The organism is Rhizobium bangladeshense (assembly GCF_017357245.1).
In the GTDB taxonomy this organism is placed as follows: domain Bacteria; phylum Pseudomonadota; class Alphaproteobacteria; order Rhizobiales; family Rhizobiaceae; genus Rhizobium; species Rhizobium bangladeshense.
In genome coordinates this window covers 2396780-2413396 of record NZ_CP071612.1, presented here as the reverse complement: position 1 = coordinate 2413396, position 16617 = coordinate 2396780, and the positions used below count along the sequence as shown (strand labels likewise).

General features: G+C 62.3%; 9 protein-coding genes and 1 pseudogene. 7 read left to right on the top strand and 3 right to left on the bottom strand.

Annotation, left to right across the window (positions count from 1 at the left end; translation table 11 throughout):
• Positions 1 to 127: 127 nt before the first annotated feature.
• Entirely contained in the window at positions 128 to 1345 is a 1218-nt protein-coding gene (locus tag J2J98_RS11775) for an MFS transporter (RefSeq protein ID WP_064705155.1), read from the top strand.
• On the opposite strand, the gene dgcA is transcribed toward J2J98_RS11775, so the two are convergent.
• On the bottom strand, positions 1297 to 2280 hold the full coding sequence (gene dgcA, locus J2J98_RS11770; RefSeq protein WP_207601135.1) for an N-acetyl-D-Glu racemase DgcA: 984 nt from the start codon (positions 2278 to 2280) through the stop codon (positions 1297 to 1299). The genes J2J98_RS11775 and dgcA overlap by 49 nt on opposite strands.
• Before the next feature lie 83 nt (positions 2281 to 2363).
• Between dgcA and J2J98_RS11765 the strand changes: the two genes are divergently transcribed.
• Genes J2J98_RS11765 through J2J98_RS11750 form a run of 4 tightly spaced genes read left to right on the top strand, consistent with a single transcriptional unit; the run spans position 2364 to position 6411 of the window.
• Entirely contained in the window at positions 2364 to 3548 is a 1185-nt protein-coding gene (locus J2J98_RS11765; protein WP_138395382.1) for an MlaE family lipid ABC transporter permease subunit, read from the top strand.
• A gap of 1 nt (position 3549) precedes the next feature.
• On the top strand, positions 3550 to 4395 hold the full coding sequence (locus J2J98_RS11760) for an ABC transporter ATP-binding protein (protein WP_064712644.1): 846 nt from the start codon (positions 3550 to 3552) through the stop codon (positions 4393 to 4395).
• Positions 4396 to 4403: 8 nt separating this feature from the next.
• Complete coding sequence (locus tag J2J98_RS11755; protein WP_064705152.1) at positions 4404 to 5774, top strand: MlaD family protein; 1371 nt, start codon at positions 4404 to 4406, stop codon at positions 5772 to 5774.
• A 25-nt stretch (positions 5775 to 5799) separates the two neighbouring features.
• A complete protein-coding gene (locus tag J2J98_RS11750; protein WP_064705151.1) occupies positions 5800 to 6411 on the top strand; it encodes an ABC-type transport auxiliary lipoprotein family protein in 612 nt (203 codons plus the stop codon).
• A gap of 215 nt (positions 6412 to 6626) precedes the next feature.
• Here J2J98_RS11750 and J2J98_RS11745 read toward each other — a convergent pair whose 3' ends face one another.
• The gene (locus tag J2J98_RS11745) at positions 6627 to 7502 is read right to left on the bottom strand and encodes a D-alanyl-D-alanine carboxypeptidase family protein (protein WP_207601134.1); all 876 of its coding nucleotides are present in this window, start codon (positions 7500 to 7502) and stop codon (positions 6627 to 6629) included.
• Positions 7503 to 7848: 346 nt separating this feature from the next.
• Here J2J98_RS11745 and J2J98_RS11740 point away from each other — a divergent pair.
• Both J2J98_RS11740 and J2J98_RS11735 read left to right on the top strand, forming a co-directional pair.
• Positions 7849 to 8608 (top strand): annotated as a pseudogene (locus tag J2J98_RS11740) (aminoacyl--tRNA ligase-related protein).
• Positions 8609 to 8738: 130 nt separating this feature from the next.
• Complete coding sequence (locus J2J98_RS11735) at positions 8739 to 9257, top strand: P-loop nucleotide/nucleoside kinase family protein (protein WP_207601133.1); 519 nt, start codon at positions 8739 to 8741, stop codon at positions 9255 to 9257.
• 208 nt (positions 9258 to 9465) lie between these two features.
• Here J2J98_RS11735 and J2J98_RS11730 read toward each other — a convergent pair whose 3' ends face one another.
• Positions 9466 to 16572, bottom strand: coding sequence for an apolipoprotein A-IV repeat region-like domain-containing protein (locus J2J98_RS11730; RefSeq protein WP_207601132.1), 7107 nt, complete (start codon positions 16570 to 16572; stop codon positions 9466 to 9468).
• Between the last annotated feature and the right edge of the window lie 45 nt (positions 16573 to 16617).

Genomic DNA, 16617 nt, shown 5'->3' with positions numbered 1-16617 from the left:
TTTAGCCGTTACCGCGAGGTGACAGGCCCAATTTATTTCTTAAAACGTTTTCGGACGGCTATTTCTCGCAATAGTCCCTTCCGGGGTGGTGTGTTAGGACAGCGTCCAGTTTCCTTCAGGTCCACCTATGATTCCCGCTCAACATTCCCCGGGTGAGGGAGCGCCGCCGCGCTTCCGGCTGCTCAGCGCGCTGTCCTATTGCGCGCCGCTGCTCGTCAACGGCATCGTGCTGCCGTTCTTCCCCGTATGGCTGGAAACTCACAGCTTCAGCGATCATGAAATCGGCATCATCCTTGCCATACCGATGGTGGTTCGGGTCCTGGTGGCGCCCGTCGTCGCCATGTTCGCTGACCGCATGACGGAGCGCGCCGACGTGCTGCTCTGGTCGGGCGGCCTCTCGCTGCTGACGGCGATCGCGCTTTATTGGACGACGAGCTTCTGGCCGGTGACGATCGTCTTCGCGCTGCAGGGCGCTACCTTCGCACCCTATCTGCCTGTCATCGAATCGATCGTCATTTCGGGCGTGCGCCGCTGGGGACTCGACTATGGCTCGATGCGGGTATGGGGCTCAATCGCCTTCATCATCTCGACGCTTCTCGGCGGGCAGCTGATCGGCTGGTGGGGCGGAGGGATGGTGCTCGTCGTCATGATATTCGGCTTTACCATGACGGTGGTCATGGCGATCTTCTGTCCGCGGATCGGGCCGACGCGGCGTCGCGGGCAGCCGATCGATCTTCCGGCCGCGACCGGCCGCGGTCTGCGCGAACCGCATTTGCTGATGCTCCTGATCGGAGTCGCCATTCAGCAGTCAAGCCATGCGGTGCTGAATGCTTTTTCCTCGATCTACTGGCATCAGCTCGGCTTTTCCGGCACTGAAGTCGGCCTGCTCTGGAGCGCCGGCGTTGCGTCGGAGGTGACGGTCTTCTTCCTGTCGAAGCGTCTCAACCGACGCTTCAACGCCTGGACGCTGATCCGCTTCGGCTGCGCCGTCAGCGTCTGCCGCTGGATCCTGTTTCCCATGGATACCGGCTTTGCCGGCTTCTTTCTGTTGCAATGCTTCCACGGCTTCACTTATGCCTTCGTGCATACCGGCGTGCAGCGGCGGATCGTAGCGACGGTGCAGGAGACGCAAGAGGCCTCGGCGCAGGGCGCCTATTTCTTTTATGTCGGCATGGCGATGGGTTTGATGACTATTGCTTCCGGCTATCTCTACGCTTGGCTCGGCCTCGTCAGTTATTACGTCATGGCGCTCGTCGCGCTTTCCGGCCTTGGGCTCGTCATCTCAGCCTACTACCTTCAGCCCCAAAGGGCGCTGTCCGGCGGAAAGACCAGGGAAGCGGCGTAGCGCAGGCCGGGCTCGCGATCGCGCGCGAGCAGCAGAGGGCCGTCAAGATCGACGAAATCGGCATTTTGCGCGAGCAGCACGGCCGGCGCCATGGCAAGCGAAGTGCCGACCATGCAGCCGATCATGATCGAAAAGCCGAGCCTCTCGGCTTCGGCCTTCATCGCCAAGGCCTCGGTGAGGCCGCCTGTCTTGTCGAGCTTGATGTTGATGGCGTCATAGCGGTCGGCAAGGCTTGCGAGATCGCCGGTGTGATGGACGCTCTCGTCGGCGCAGACCAGCAGCGGACGGCGAATTTCGGCAAGCAGCGCATCCCGGCCGGCCGGCAGCGGTTGCTCGACAAGGGCAACACCGGCCTCTGCGGCGATCTGCAGGTGACGCTCGAGCACTGCTTCGGGCCAGCCCTCATTCGCGTCGAGAACGATTGCGGCATCGGGTGCGGCCGCACGGACAGCGCGGATGCGGCTTTCATCATCACCGGTTCCCACTTTGACCTTGAGCAAAGCGCGATCGGCATGTTCGCGCGCTTGGGCGGCCATCACCTCCGGCTCGCCAAACGATATGGTGTAGGCTGTCGTGAGCGGCTTCAGCGCAGTGAGGCCGAGGCGGGCTGCGACAGCCTGGCCCGTCCGTTTTGCTTCGAGATCCCAGAGAGCGCAATCGACGGCGTTGCGCGCCGCACCCGGCGGCATCGCCGACAACAGATCGTCGCGCGAAATGCCGGATTCAACCAGCGGGCGCGCTGCCTCGATCTGTGCGAAGACGCTCTCCATGGTCTCGCCGTAACGGCGGTAGGGCACACATTCGCCGTGTCCTTGCGCGCCTTCTTCTGTGACTGTGCATGTAACGACCTCGGCCTCCGTCTTTGCCCCGCGGGAGATGGTGAACGTTCCGGCAATCGGAAAGGAATTCATCTGGATATCGAGGGTGCGCGGCATTATTGCTATCCTGCAAGCATAGAAATTGGACGTTGCTTCTGTATATTGACCCGCCGGGCGGCGATCCGCTTCGCGAGTCGGCAATGTCGCCGCAAGCCTTGAAAGACACAAGTATCTTGAACGCCGAGAATCGCAACGCCGCCTCGCTGCAAGTGGACGACCGGTCAGATGGTTCGGGGCAGCACGTTCGTCTCAGCGGCAATTGGCGCAGCGCCTATGTGCATCTTGTGCTGCGCGACTTCGAAAAGCTTCGGCGAGAGAAGAACGGCGACTTGACGCTCGACCTCTCTGACTTATCAGACATCGATACCGCCGGCATCTGGTTGCTGTGCCGGCTGAAGAAGGAAGAGGAAGCGGCTGGACGCACAGTGCGCTTCGTCGGCACCAATCCGCATATCGACGAAATGCTGGAGATGTTTTCCGAGGAACCGGCCAAAGCGGAGCCGGAACAGAAGGAAAAGGTCTCGCTTGCCGCGCGCATCTTGGCGCCCATCGGCAAAATGACTTATGACATCTGGGATAATCTTGCCGCCTCGATGTATATTCTCGGCTCGGCGGTGCGCGGCGCGCAAATGAAGCTCGGCCGCGGTAGCGGCGTTTCGCCAGCCTCGATCGTCAACCAGATCGACCACATGGGTGTGCGCGCTGTTCCGATCATCCTGCTGATGTCGTTTCTGATCGGAGCGATCATCGCCCAGCAGGGCGCCTTCCAGCTGCGTTATTTTGGGGCGGAGGTCTTCGTCGTCGATCTCGTCGGCATTCTGCAGCTGCGCGAAATCGGCGTGCTCCTGACCTCTATCATGATTGCCGGCCGCTCCGGCAGCGCGATCACGGCCGAGATCGGCTCGATGAAGATGCGTGAGGAGATCGACGCGCTGAAGGTGATGGGGCTTAACCCGATCGGCGTGCTGATCTTTCCCCGGCTGGTGGCGCTCACCATCGCGCTGCCGCTGCTGACGGTATTGGCGAATTTCGCCTCGCTGGCGGGGGCAGCGGCCGTCGCCTGGGGCTATTCCGGCATCACTTTCGCCAATTTCCTGGCGCGCCTGCACGAGGCCGTGACGCTGTCGACCGTGCTGTCGGGCATGATCAAGGCGCCATTCATGGCACTCGTCATCGGCATCGTCGCCGCCGTGGAAGGGCTGAAGGTTGGCGGCAGCGCGGAATCACTCGGTCAGCACGTGACGGCCTCGGTGGTGAAGGCGATTTTCGTCGTCATCCTGATGGACGGACTTTTTGCGATGTTCTATGCAGCGATCAACTTCTAGTATGGCGGACCGCGTGAACGAGCAACGGATCGAAAGCGAAGGACAGGGCAGGGATATCGTGCTTTCTGCGCGCGACGTCACCGTTGCTTTCGGTTCGAAGGTGGTGCTCGACAATCTGAACCTTGATATTTATCGCGGCGAGATCCTCGGCTTCGTTGGCGCGTCGGGCACCGGCAAGTCGGTGCTGATGCGCACGGTGCTAAGGCTGCTGCCGCGCCGCTCCGGCACGATAAAGATCCTCGGCCAGGACTTCGATGAGCTCAACGAGCCGCAGCGCAACGCGCTCGACATGCGGCTCGGCGTGCTCTTCCAGCAGGGTGCATTGTTTTCGTCGTTGACCGTCAAGGAAAACATCCAGGTGCCGATGCGAGAATATCTCGATTTGCCGCGCTCGCTGATGGATGAGCTGGCGCACCTGAAGATCCGCATGGTCGGGCTTGCCGCCGATGCGGCCGACAAATATCCGTCCGAGCTTTCGGGCGGCATGATCAAGCGTGCCGCGCTTGCCCGTGCGTTGGCGCTCGATCCCGAGCTCGTCTTTCTGGACGAACCGACTTCAGGTCTCGATCCGATCGGAGCGGCCGAGTTCGACGAACTCATCGCCAATCTGCGCGATAGTCTCGGGCTGACCGTCTATATGGTGACGCACGATCTCGACAGCCTGTTTTCGGTTTGTGACCGTATTGCCGTGCTCGGAAAGAAGCGGGTAATGGTGGAAGGCACGATCGACGACATGCTGGCCTATGACGATCCGTGGGTGCAGGCCTATTTCAAGGGTAAGCGAGCACGATCGATCGTGCCGCAGGACAGTGGCGCGCGGCACGGCAACGGCAGCGGCGGGAAGTGACCGGATAGATGGAAACCAAAGCCAATTATACGATTGTCGGTTTTTTCACGGTGCTGGTGATCGCGGCCGCCTTCGGCTTCGTCTACTGGATGGCCGAATATGGCCGCGGCGGCCCGATGACGGAGTTGATCGTGCGTATACCCGGCTCGGCGAACGGCCTCAGCGTCGGCTCTCCGGTGCGCTTCAATGGTATTCAGGTGGGCTCGGTGCAGACGCTGTCGATTGATGCCGACGATCCCCAATATTCGCTGGCCTTCACCCAGGTGCGCACTGACGCGCCGATCTACCCCTCCACCAAGGCTGCCCTAGAAATTCAGGGACTGACGGGGGCCGCCTACATCGAGCTGTCGGGCGGCCGCAAGGGCGAGGAGAGTATCCTCAAACATGCGATCGAAAGCGGCAAACGCGCCGTCATCGTCGCCGACCAGTCGAGCGTTACCAATCTTCTGGCGACCGCCGACAAGATCCTCGATCGCGCCAACGGCGCGGTCGGCGAACTTCAGGGGTTTATCGAAGACTCGCGCGCTCCGCTTACCCAGACATTCAAGAATGCCGAAACCTTTTCGGATGCTCTTGCCAAGAATTCCGACAATATCGATGCATTCCTGCAGAGCGTCGGCGAACTCTCCAATACGGTGAAGGCGGTCTCCGGCCGTGTCGATTCTACGCTCCAGGCCGTGGAATCGCTGGTCAAGGCAGTTGACGCTCAGAAGATCGACAATATCGTCTCCAATGCCGAGAAGATCACCGCCAATGTCGCCGATGCCTCAGGCGATCTCAAGGGCGCGATCCAGAAGTTCGACGAGACGGCCACCACCTTCAACGATTTCGGCAAGCAGGCGCAGGCGACGCTTGACCGCGTCGACACGCTCGTCGCCCAGATCGACCCGGCGAAAATCAAGGGTTCGGTCGACGATATCTCGCAAGCCACGAAGGATGCGCGTGCGGCAGTTGCCTCGATCCGCGATGTCGCCAACACGGTTTCGTTGCGCCAGAAAGATATCGACCAGACGATCCAGGACGTGTCGCAGCTTGCCAACAAGCTGAATTCGGCCTCGACCCGCATCGACGGCATTCTCATCAAGGTCGATGCGCTGCTCGGCACCGACAATACGCAATCTCTGTTTGCCGAGGCGCGCGCGACGCTCGAATCGTTTAAGAAGGTTGCGGACAATCTGAACTCGCGCATCGGTCCGATCGCCGACAATCTACAGAAATTCTCGAGCGGCGGCTTGCGCGACGTGCAGACTCTCATCAATGACATGCGCGGAACCGTGAGCAATCTCAACGATACGATCAGCAACTTCGACCGCAATCCGCAACGCCTGATCTTCGGCGGGGACACGGTCAAGCAGTACGACGGCCGGACGCGGCGTTAACAGGGGAAGTCAGGGGTAGCCTAATATGGTCGCATCGCATCTGCTGTCGCGCCGTTCGTGGATCAGGGGAACGGCGATCGCGCTGCCGTTGACGGCGCTGATCCTTTCCGGGTGCGGTACTACGGCCAAGAACGACACTTATGACCTGCCGGGCGCCGTTGATGGCGACGGACCCGCGGCCAAATCCCGCCAGATACTGATTGCAAGCCCGACGGCGCTGAGGGCGCTCGACAGCGACCAGATTCTTATCCGCGTCTCGTCCTCGGAAATCCAATATCTGTCGCGAGCCCAATGGGGCGACAAGCTGCCGCGCATCGTTCAATCGAAACTGGTCGAGGCTTTCGAGAATTCCGGCAAGCTCGGCGGCGTTGGCATGCCGGGGCAGGGGCTGGCGATCGATTACCAGATCGTCACGGACATCCGCTCATTCGAGATCGACGCTTCCAGCGGCAACCAGGCGGTGGTCGAAATCTCCGCCAAGATTCTCAACGACCGAAACGGTTCGGTACGCACTCAGAAGGTGTTTCGCGCCACGGCGCCGGCCGGTGGCGACAATGCCGGTTTCGTCAAGGGTCTCGACCGCGCCTTTTCGACGGTGGTTTCGGAGATCGTCAGCTGGACGCTGCGCTCAATCTAAGATGGCGTTCCGTCGCCGGTATCGCCTCGCTAGTCATGCGCACCGGCAATGGTACAAGGCGTGCTCCGGTCTGGCAGCCGAAGAGGTGTCGCTCGAGGACACGTTCTGCCGCTGAGTGGTCGACTGTGACGAGCCCGTTATCGTACCGGGCGCCAAACTGGAAGTGGGCCTTCCGGTAACGAAGTGCGTCACGATCATCCAGCTTCGCTTGCCGTTTACTTCGTCGGCTGCGCATCCGTCATCGTCGCTGCAGGCTGAGTGCCTGGCGTGGTGGAGGCAGTGGCGGTTGGTGATGACGGCAGGGCGCTATCGAGGAGGCTCGCCATCTTGTCGTCACGCAGGCTTGCCGTCTTTTCGCCCATGACGACGCCGACGACGCGGCGGCCATCCTTCAACGCCGAGGTCACGACATTGTAGCCCGATGCATCGGTATAGCCTGTCTTGATGCCGTCGACGCCGTCATAGCGATACATCAGATTGTTGTGGCCGCGCAGTTTCATGCCTCGGAACTGAAAGCCGCGCATCGAGAAGAGCTTGAACTCCTCGGGGAAGTCCCGCATCAGCGAAACACCGAGCGTGGCCATATCACGAGCCGTGGTCACCTGCTCCGGATCGGGAAGGCCCGAGGGGTTCTTGAAGACCGTGTCCTTCATCCCCAGCTGGCGCGCCTTGTCGGTCATCGTTCTGGCGAAAGCCTGTTCGGAGCCGCCGAGCTGTTCAGCGATCGCCACCGCGGAATCGTTGGCGGACAGCACAACGATGCTTTCGACGGCTTCACGCAGCGTCACCTTCCGGCCGGCGCCGACCGCAAGCTTGAAGGGCTCCTTGCTCTCGGCGTTTTCCGACATAGTGAGCTTCTGATCCCAGGTGAGGCGTCCATCGTGCAGCGCCTCGAAAGCGAGATAGAGCGTCATCATCTTGGTCAGCGAGGCGGGATAGTTGAGATCGTCCTGGTTGGAAGCTTCAAGGACCTGACCGGACTGCGCATCGATGACGAAGCTTGCCTGACCGGCCTCGGCCGGCATGAAAGCGCCCATCAGCAAGGTGGACGAGAGCGCGGTGGCAAGGAGCCGGGATGTCGTCATGGTCATCGGTATTGCTGTCTCTTTCGTTGCACGGCCGAGGAGCCGTTGGATTTAAACGCAAGCGGATCGGAAAAGTTTGTGACGGAATGAAGGACGGCGAGCAATAAAAAAGCCCCTTCCACAGATGATACTTTTTGTCTCGGACCTTCAGGTTTTGACAGTCGCACGCACGGCACGTAAACGTCATGAGCACGAACCGAGCGCTTTTCTCCCATCACGACCGCACCTGCAAGCAGGTCGGGATCGCGCGCGCCCTTGGTGGACGAGGTCTCCGCGTCCTGCTGTGACGTCCGGGCGCTGCATGCGGCCGGCGCGCCGCCGGACGTAAAGCCCTTCACCACGTCAATCAGGGTTGCCAGGGAGACACAATATTTATCACGTCAATTCGCTCGTCCATTGGGAGGAGCGCGAGATCAATCTGCGCGATCATCTGATCGGCTTCTTCTCGCAAGAGGTCCGCAGCTTTCTCAGATCGGTCAATCCGGCCTGGGATGTGCGAAGGATCGAAGCGCCGGCGCTGATGCCGCGGTCGTTGGTTTCAAGCGCTTATTCGAATGCCGACATCTGGGTCCAGGAGCAACTCGGCGCCAGCGATACTACGCTGGTGCTGAGGCCGGAGGCCACGCCTTCGACCTATGTCTACATGCAGCATATTCTGGCAACCATTCGAAGACGCGGCTGCCTCTCTGTGTCTGGCAGGCTGGGAGGTCCTATCGTCGCGAGCAGGAGCAGCCGACGAAACAAATGCGGCTGAAGGAATTTTTGGCAGCTCGAATTTCAATGCGCCTTCACCGCCGACAGCGGCAACGACTATCACGCGGCTTGCCTCGAACCGGTGCGCCGCATGATCGGCTTCGCTGATCCATCTACCTACGCGGGTAGTGTCCTCCGATCGGTTGCCGGCCTATTCCGAGGTGACGACGGATATCGAGGTCAATAATGGCGACAACTGGATGGAAGTCTGCTCGATCTCGCGACGCACCGATTTTCCGCAGCGCTACCGGTCGCAGGCCAAAAAGGGAGCGGCCGTCGACCACGATGTCCTCGTACTGGAAATCGCCATCGGCCTCGATCGGTGCATCTATAACTGGGGTATAGCGGCCGATCAGTAGGGTATGTGGAACCGGGGCCGGCAAGTTGTATCTCCTTTGCCCCTGCCTTTCATCTCCTCTACAAGGAAAGGTGGAAGGCGGGCAATCGGTCCGGCTCTGATGACACACGGTTCAAGCAGTGTGAGAAGCCATGCTGATTATCTTCGGCGGTTTGCCGGGTAGTGGAAAGACGACTATTGCCGGTGCGCTCGCGAGACGGCTCAAAGCCGTATATGTAAGGGTCGACACGATCGAACAGGCAATCAGAACGTCTGGGGATCATGCAAGAGACGTCGGCTCTGCAGGCTATGTGGTGGCATACGGCGTTGCCGAGGACAATCTCGCCCTCGGCAGGTTGGTGATCGCCGACTCCGTCAACCCGCTGAAGATAACGCGTGACGCCTGGCTGGCGGTCGCAGAACGGTCCCAGGTGAGCGCCGTCGAGGTCGAGGTTATCTGTTCCGATAAAATCGAACATCGCCGCAGGGCCGAGACGCGGGAAAGCGATGTCCAGGGCTTGGTCAAACCGACGTGGCAGCAGATCGTCGACAGGGTCTATGACGATTGGGATCGCAGGCCGATCGTCGTCGATACGGCTGCGATGAATGTGCAAGAGATTGTTGACGCATTGGTCGTCAAGATCGGGGCCGATCGCCCGCTGCCCGTATAATGTCCAGCTCTGTTGCGGGGTACTGCGTGCAAAAGTCCCTCTGCCCTGCTGCTGGGAGCGGGCGCGGCATACAGAGGTTTGTGAAATGCCAATGTAGCCGGCCGCGGGCGATCCCGTCATCGCGCGGCTCACACCCCGCATCGCAAGTGAAAGCCGCCTGACACAGGTTCAGGCGGCTTCAGCTGAGGTCAACAATATCTGCCAGACTCTATCTGAGCCTGCCGGCTGCATGGGCGAGCATGGTGTAGACCTTGCCCGTATCCGAGGTCAGGTAGGACTGTGTGACGGTCTGGTTCGGGTCAGTTCGGGCGACGTCGGCCAGCAGCTTTTCGAAATCGCCGATATAACGGTCGACGGCGGTGCGGAATTCCGGTTCGCGGTCGTATTTGCGCTTGATCTCGTCGAAGGTCTGCTGGCCCTTCAGCGTGTAGAGGCGGCGGGTGAAGACGTCGCGCTCGCCGCGCTGGTAGCGGCGCCAGAGATCAACCGAGGCATCGTGATCAATGGCGCGGGCGATATCGACGGAGAGCGAATTCAGCGATTCCACGACATGGCGCGGATTGCGGCTGTCGTTGCTGCGCGCGGCCGGTGCGGCGGTTTCCGCCGAGCGAGCGGGAGCACGGGCCGGCGCCGCGTCCGCAGCTTCTTCACGGGATGCACCCCGCAGGAGATCGCTGATCCAGCCGCCGCTTTCCCGGGCCGGTTCCTGACGGCCCAGTTCCTGGCGAGTGGGGGCGGGCTGCTGGGCGGCTCGCTGAGGGGCGACTGCCGGAGCGGACGGCGCGATTGTTCCGCGTAGACCCGTCGCTTCGATCGGCGCAGGCGCTGCCGGCTGCGGTGGTTGGGCTGCGATCGGCTGCGTCGGGCGCGGCGCCGGCTGCGCCTGGGCAAGCGAGCGGGCGACAGGCTCGGAGAGCTCGAGCTGCTGGCTGGAGCGGCCGACAAGCTGCGAGATGTCCTGCAGCGCCTTGATCTGTTCGGCGACAGCGCGGCGCATGGCCGAGGCGCTTTCCTTGGCCTCCTCCGGCAAGTCGAAGGCGCCGCGCTTCAGTTCGGCGCGTGTAGCGTCGAGTTCATTGCGTATGTCGGCAGCAGAGCGGCGGATGTCCTCGGTGGCGCCGGAGAAGCGGCCGACGGCATCCTCGATCGCCTCGCGCAGCGATTCGCGCATGTGCTGGGCGGCACCGTCGGAGGCGCGGCCAGCTTCGCCGAGCATGCGCTCGACTTCCGACAACGAGGCGGTGAGGCCGCCGCGAATACGATTGGAGAGATCGCCGGAACGGCGTTCGACATTGGCGAAGGTGCTGTCGATCGTCGTATTGGCCTCGTTGCCGGCGCGGGTGATCGCCTCGCGCATGGTCTCGGCGGCTTCCTGAGCGCGCTTCTCGGTTTCCGTCAGAACGCGGCCGATATCGGCAAAGGAGGACTGTACACCCTCACGTAGATTACCGGTGACTTGGTTTGAACGCTGCTCGGCGCGCTCGAACACGGTCTCGATCATGCCGCCGAGCCCACGCATCGTCTTTTCGATCTCGCTCGAGCGCTGCACGAGGCTGACCGAGAGGGCCTGAAGCGCGCTCTCGCGCTCTTCGAGCGTCGACACCAAGTTGGACTGGGCCGCACCCAAAAGGTGCGAAGCTTGGGTGAGAACCTTGGAATGCTCGTCGAAGCGGCCGATAATGCTGCCGACCTGGGCCAGAGTCTGCCCGGAAATGTCGGACAGGCGGTCGACCTTGCCTTCGAGAAGCCTGGTCGAGGCGTTGACCATTTCGGCAGCCTTGGTAGCGGAGTCGGCAAAGCGGGTCGTGGTTTCGCCGAGGCGCCCGTCGACACTCGTCAGCTGCTCGGCGGCGCGGTTCATCATCATCGCCATCGCCGCGCTGCTTTCCGACATGCGCTGAACCAGACCGTTGACGTTGCCGACGAGGCTGTTCTCGATGGCGCTGACGGCGTTGGCGACATTCTCGGTGCGGGCGGCAACGGCGCTTGCGAGCGCTTCGTTCTCGGCGCGCAGACGGTCCGCACTTTGGCTGGCCGCGGCGGTGATGCGGGCCGCGGCCTGCTCGCCGGCATCGGTGTAGCGATCGATGATCGGACGGGCCGTTTCGTCGAGTATACGGGTCAATTCGACAGAGCGGCCTGCCAGCATCGAGTTGAGGTCCCGGGTGCGTTCCTCAAGCGTCGAGCGAATCGAGTTGCCTCGCGCTTCGAGCGCCCGGTCGACGTCGGAAAGGGTGGTATCGATCTCACGGGCACGCTCCTCGAGATTGGAGCGGATGGCGCTGCTGCGGGCTTCGAGCGCCTTTTCAACATCCGCCATGGTGGAGGAAATCTCGCTGCCGGCCCCAGAGAGCGTCGTGCGGATGGCATTGCCACGCGCCTCGAGAGACTGACCGGCATCCGACAGGGCCCTGGAAATCGCATTAACCTGCGTGCCTACGATGGTCTCGGCCTCGGCGACCTTGTTGACAATGGCATTGCCGGCTTCCGAGAAGGTCTGGGCGACGGCAGCGGCCTGGGTTGCCAGGCGGTTCTGAGCTTCGGCGACCCGCGTGACGATCTGTGACGAGCGCTCATCCATGGTGCGGGTGAATTCGTCGCTTTTCGCATTGAGATCCTCGGCGAACTGCTGGCCGGTCTTGCCGAGCAGTTCTGTGGTTCTCGTCGCTTCGCCTTCCATTCCCTGGGCTGCTTCGGCCACCGCGCTGCGGAGCGTCGAGGCGAGGCCGGCGGCCTTGCCTTCGATGGTGCGGTTCACGGCTTCGAGGCCGACAGTCAACGCGCGATCCATGGTGGAGAGGCGTTCCTCAATGCGTTCGTTGCCGCGGTCAAGGGTTTCGCCGAGACTTGCCGTGCGGCCTTCGATCGCGCCTGCAAGCGAGGTCGTGCGGCTGTCAAGCGTCTCAGCCAGATTGGCGGTGCGGCTGTCGATGGCCTGGGTAAGATTTGCGGCGCTTCCTTCGAGTGTCGCCGAGATGCGCTGGGTGGCATCGTCACCAAGCGCGCCAAGACGGGAAATGCCGTCGGCAAGCACCCCGGAAAGCTGGCTGCTGGCAGCTTCGACCTTTTCGGCAACGCCGCCGACGCCGTCACGTATGCGGGTCTCGATGGCCGTAAGGCCGGCTTCCATACGAGAACCGGTTTGTTCGAGACGTCCCGCGAGGTTTTCGACCGACCGGTCGAGATGGGAGGATAGGCTTTCGGCGGAGCTCGAAATAGCGTTCGCTGCCTCCTGGAAGCGGCCGGCGATCTGGCCGGCGCCGGTGCGCATCCGATCTTCCAGTGTCTGGGCGCCGGCATCGATCGCCTGACGGATCGAAGCTTCACGGTCTTCCAGCGACAATTCGAGCATGCTGATGCTCGTCGCCACCGAAGTGCCGATGCTGGTCGCCTGTTCGGTCAGCGTATCGCTGATCTGCGCATGCGCCTGGTTCAGCGACAACTCGATGGCATTGCCGCGATCCTCAAGCGTCGTGCGGATGCGCTCATGGGCAGAGGCAAGCCCACCTTCGATGCGCGCCGCGGCTTCCTCGGCCAGGCCCCCGAGCCGCGCATGGGCATCGCTCAGGCGGCCATCGATCCGGCCGGTCAAGCCGCTTACGAGATCCTCAAAACGGGCACCGCCCGCATCGAGAACGCCAGAAAGCGTGGCGCTGTGCTCGGCAAGCGCGGATTCAAGCCGTCGCTGATTGTCGGCATAGGCGTTGTGGATGGCGTCCGTCTTGTCGGCAAAGGCGCCGGCGACTCGGGCCTCGGCATTGGCAACGGCTTCCATGATCGCATTGCTGCGGGCTTCGAGGGCGCTGTCGAAGCGGCTCTGGTTGTCATCGAGGGAAATGGCGAGCGCCATGGTCTTCTCGTCGAGCTTATCGGTGAGCCGGTCATGGCTTGCCGTTACCGCGCCGACGAGTGCGGCGGTGCGGTGTCCCAAGGCTTCCTCGAGGCGAACCTGACCTTCATTCAGCGAGGCGGCCAGCGCGCTAGCCTTCTGGTCGAGCACTCCATTCAGGCGTTCATGCGTGCCGGAGACCGCATTGGTGATCGCATCGGCGCCGCTCGTCAGCGTTTCCTCGAGGCGGCTCTGGCTCTCGTTCAGCGAAATGGCAAGGGCCATCGCCCGATCATCGAGCGTCTCGGACAGGCGGTCATGGGTGGCAGAAACCGCATTGAGGAACGATTCCGAGCGGCTCTCCAGAGTGTCCTGCAGGCGGCTCTGGCCTTCGTTCAAGGAGGCGGTCAGTGCCGATGCCTTCTCGTCAAGGGTTTCGGCGATACGCTCATGCGTACCGGAGACGGCCCTGAGGAAAGCTTCGGAGAGAGCTTTCAGCGTGTCTTCGATCCGCGTCTGGTTCTCGTTGAGAGAGATTGCGAGTGCCATCGCCTTCTCGTCCAGCGTTTCGGACAGACGATCATGGGTGCCGGAGACTGCATTCAGCAGGGCTGCCGATCGGGTCTGCAGCGTGTCGTCGATGCGGGCCTGGCTTTCCGTCAGCGAGATGGCAAGCGCCATCGCCTTTTCATCCAGGGTCTCAGCGAGACGGTCATGGGTGCCGGAGACGGCGTTCAGAAGGGCCGCGGAGCGGGTTTCGAGCGTATTTTCGATACGCGCCTGGGTCTCGCTCAGCGAGTTGGCAAACGCTGCCGCCTTACCTTCCAGCGTCTCGGCAAACAGGTCGTGCGTGCCGGAGACGGCATTCAGCAGGCCAGCGGAACCGGTTTCTAGCGTTTGCTCGATGCGGGCCTGGCTCTCGTTCAAGGAAATGGCCAGCGCCATTGCCTTTTCATCCAAGGTTTCGGCAAGCCGCTCGCTCGTGCCGGACACGCTGTTCAACAAGGCTTCGGCGCGGGTTCCGAGCGCGTCTTCGATGCGGGCATGGCGCTCGTCGAGCGAGGTGGTCAGGGCCGCTGCCTTCGTATCCAGCGTTTCCGACAGCCGATCATGCGTGCCGGAGACGGCGCTGAGGAAGGCAGCGGAACGGGTTTCCAACGTGTCTTCGATGCGGCTCTGGCCTTCGTTCAAGGAAATAGCAAGCGCCATCGCCTTTTCGTCGAGCGTTTCGGAGAGGCGGTCATGGGTGCCGGAAACGGCGTTGAGCAGCGCCTCGGAGCGGGTTTCCAGTGTATCCTCGATGCGGGCCTGGCTCTCGTTCAGGGAAATGGCGAGCGCCATCGCCTTTTCGTCAAGCGTTTCCGCAAGACGGTCATGGGTGCCGGAAACGGCGTTGATGATGGCGTCGGAACGCGACGTCAGCGCTTCCTCGAAGCGGCCGTGGTGGCTGGTCAGCGCATCGACCAGCGCTCCGCCGCGCTCCGCCATGACGCTGTCGATACGCTCGTGGGCTGTGCCAAGCGCTTCCCGGATTTCTGCGGCGCGCGCCGTCAGCACGCCGGTCAGTTCCGCGGCGCGGCCGCCGAAGGCCGTCGTGACCTGCTCGGTGCCAGCGGCAACGGCGGCGGTCAAATCGGTGGTGGTTGTGTGCAGCGTATCGCGGAATTCGGCCGAGCGGGCCTGAAGATTGTTCTGCAGGTCGGAGGTGCCTGATGCAAGCGCCAGCGCGATGTCAGACGTGGCGCTCTGCAGCGCCGAGGTCAGTTCGCCGGTGCGGCTGGTAAGTGCGGTTGTGATTTCTTCGGTGCGGCTGTTGAGCGTGCTCTCCAGCACTTCATGGCCGGTTGCGAGCGCAGTAGCAAGCGCCAGCGACTGGTCGGTCATCGAGGAGCCGAGCCGCTCGATGCTGGAGCTCAAGATGCCTTCGATCGAATCAGAACCGCCGGTCAGCGTCTCGTTGATGCGGGCAAGGCTCTCCATCAGCTTGGTGTCGAGCGAGCCGGTGCGCTTGTCGAAAGCGCTCGTGAATTCGGCGACCCGCTCGTCGAAGGCGGTCGACAGCTGGGCAACGGTCGTCTGCAGCCGCTCTTCAAAGAAGCCGGAACGTAGGTCGAGATCCATGACCGCGTCGTCGGCAGTGCTTTGCAGGCTCTGGCGGAAGCTTGCGCCCTTCTCGTCGAGCGCGTTGTTCAGCTTCGACAGCACGTCATCGAGCGTCCCGCCGATGGTGCGTTCGCCTGACGTCAGGCTCTCGTTGATCTCGCGGGTGCGGGCGATCAGGATCTCATTGAGCTGATGCGTGCGCTCGTTCAGCGCGGCGTTCAGCTTCTCGGTGCTGCTGTCCATGGTCGAGGCGCGCGTCTCGAACTGGCTGAGCAGCCTTTCGCCGTGTTCATTGAGGTGGGCGGTGAGCGCCTCGAGGCGGTTGTCAAATTCGGTGGCGAGCGCAAAACCGGATGCATTGAGCGTCTGGAGCAGGCTGTCGGTCTTGGCGGCCAGCAGGCTGCCCATCGACTGCAGGGCACTGTCCGATTTTTCCAGGATCGTCGCTGCGCGCGTGTCGATCAGCGAGGCGAAGGCTTCGCCCGATGTCGCAAGCCGCACTGCGATCTCTTCAGTCGCGAGCGACAGCTCTTCCTTCAACTGATCGTGGACACTGCCGATCGAGGTGCGGATGCGGTCGGCATGGTTGACGATCGCCTCCCGCTCCGAGCCGAGTTCATGGACAAGGCCGCGCACGCGCAACTCGTTGTCCGCATAGGAGCGTTCCAGCGCGTTGACTTCGGAATGGACCAGCGTTTCCAGCTCGGAAGCGCGCGCGATGGTGCGCTCGATGCCTTCGTTCATGGCGGAAACCTCGCGGCGTACCGCCTGGCCAACGGTCATGATGCGTTCGGAAGCGATGGTTTCCGGCTCGGCCAGGCGCAGTGCCACCTCTGCCATGGAGCGGGCGGCGTTGCGCATGTCCTGGGCTCGGGAGATCATGATGGCGAAAGCATAGAACATCATCACCGGAATGATGATGCCGACCAGGCCGGCAATGACGCCGGGCAGGGCGACGAGATCGGCGATCGAGCGGATCTGCCAGATCTGCGGCGCATAAAGCAGCGACATCAGGCCGAGGCCCGCCATGACCCAAAGCACGGAAAACAGGGTGGCGGTTCGCACCGCCGAGCGGCTGGAGGCGCCGTCGAAGGATTTTAGGATCGAAGCGGGCGTGTTGCGGCTGGCATCATTGGCGGGGGCGAAGGCCGGAGCCCTGGAAGCCTGCTCGGCCCCGGCGCCGCGGCGGCTGCGACGCTGCGCTTCTTCCTGGGCCTGCTGGTTACGCGCATTCGATGGATCAGACACATTACCCTCCGGCGCCTGGGGCGCGTCGCCGCGGCGAGACGGCACATTGTCCTTGCCGAAGTCGATCTGGAGCGCCTCGTCCAACGCCTTGAACGCCTTGTCCTCGATCGACTCATTATACTTGTTATTCGCCATTCGGTTACGCCTCGTTACTGTCGGCCGGCCCGGCAGCGCATCCCG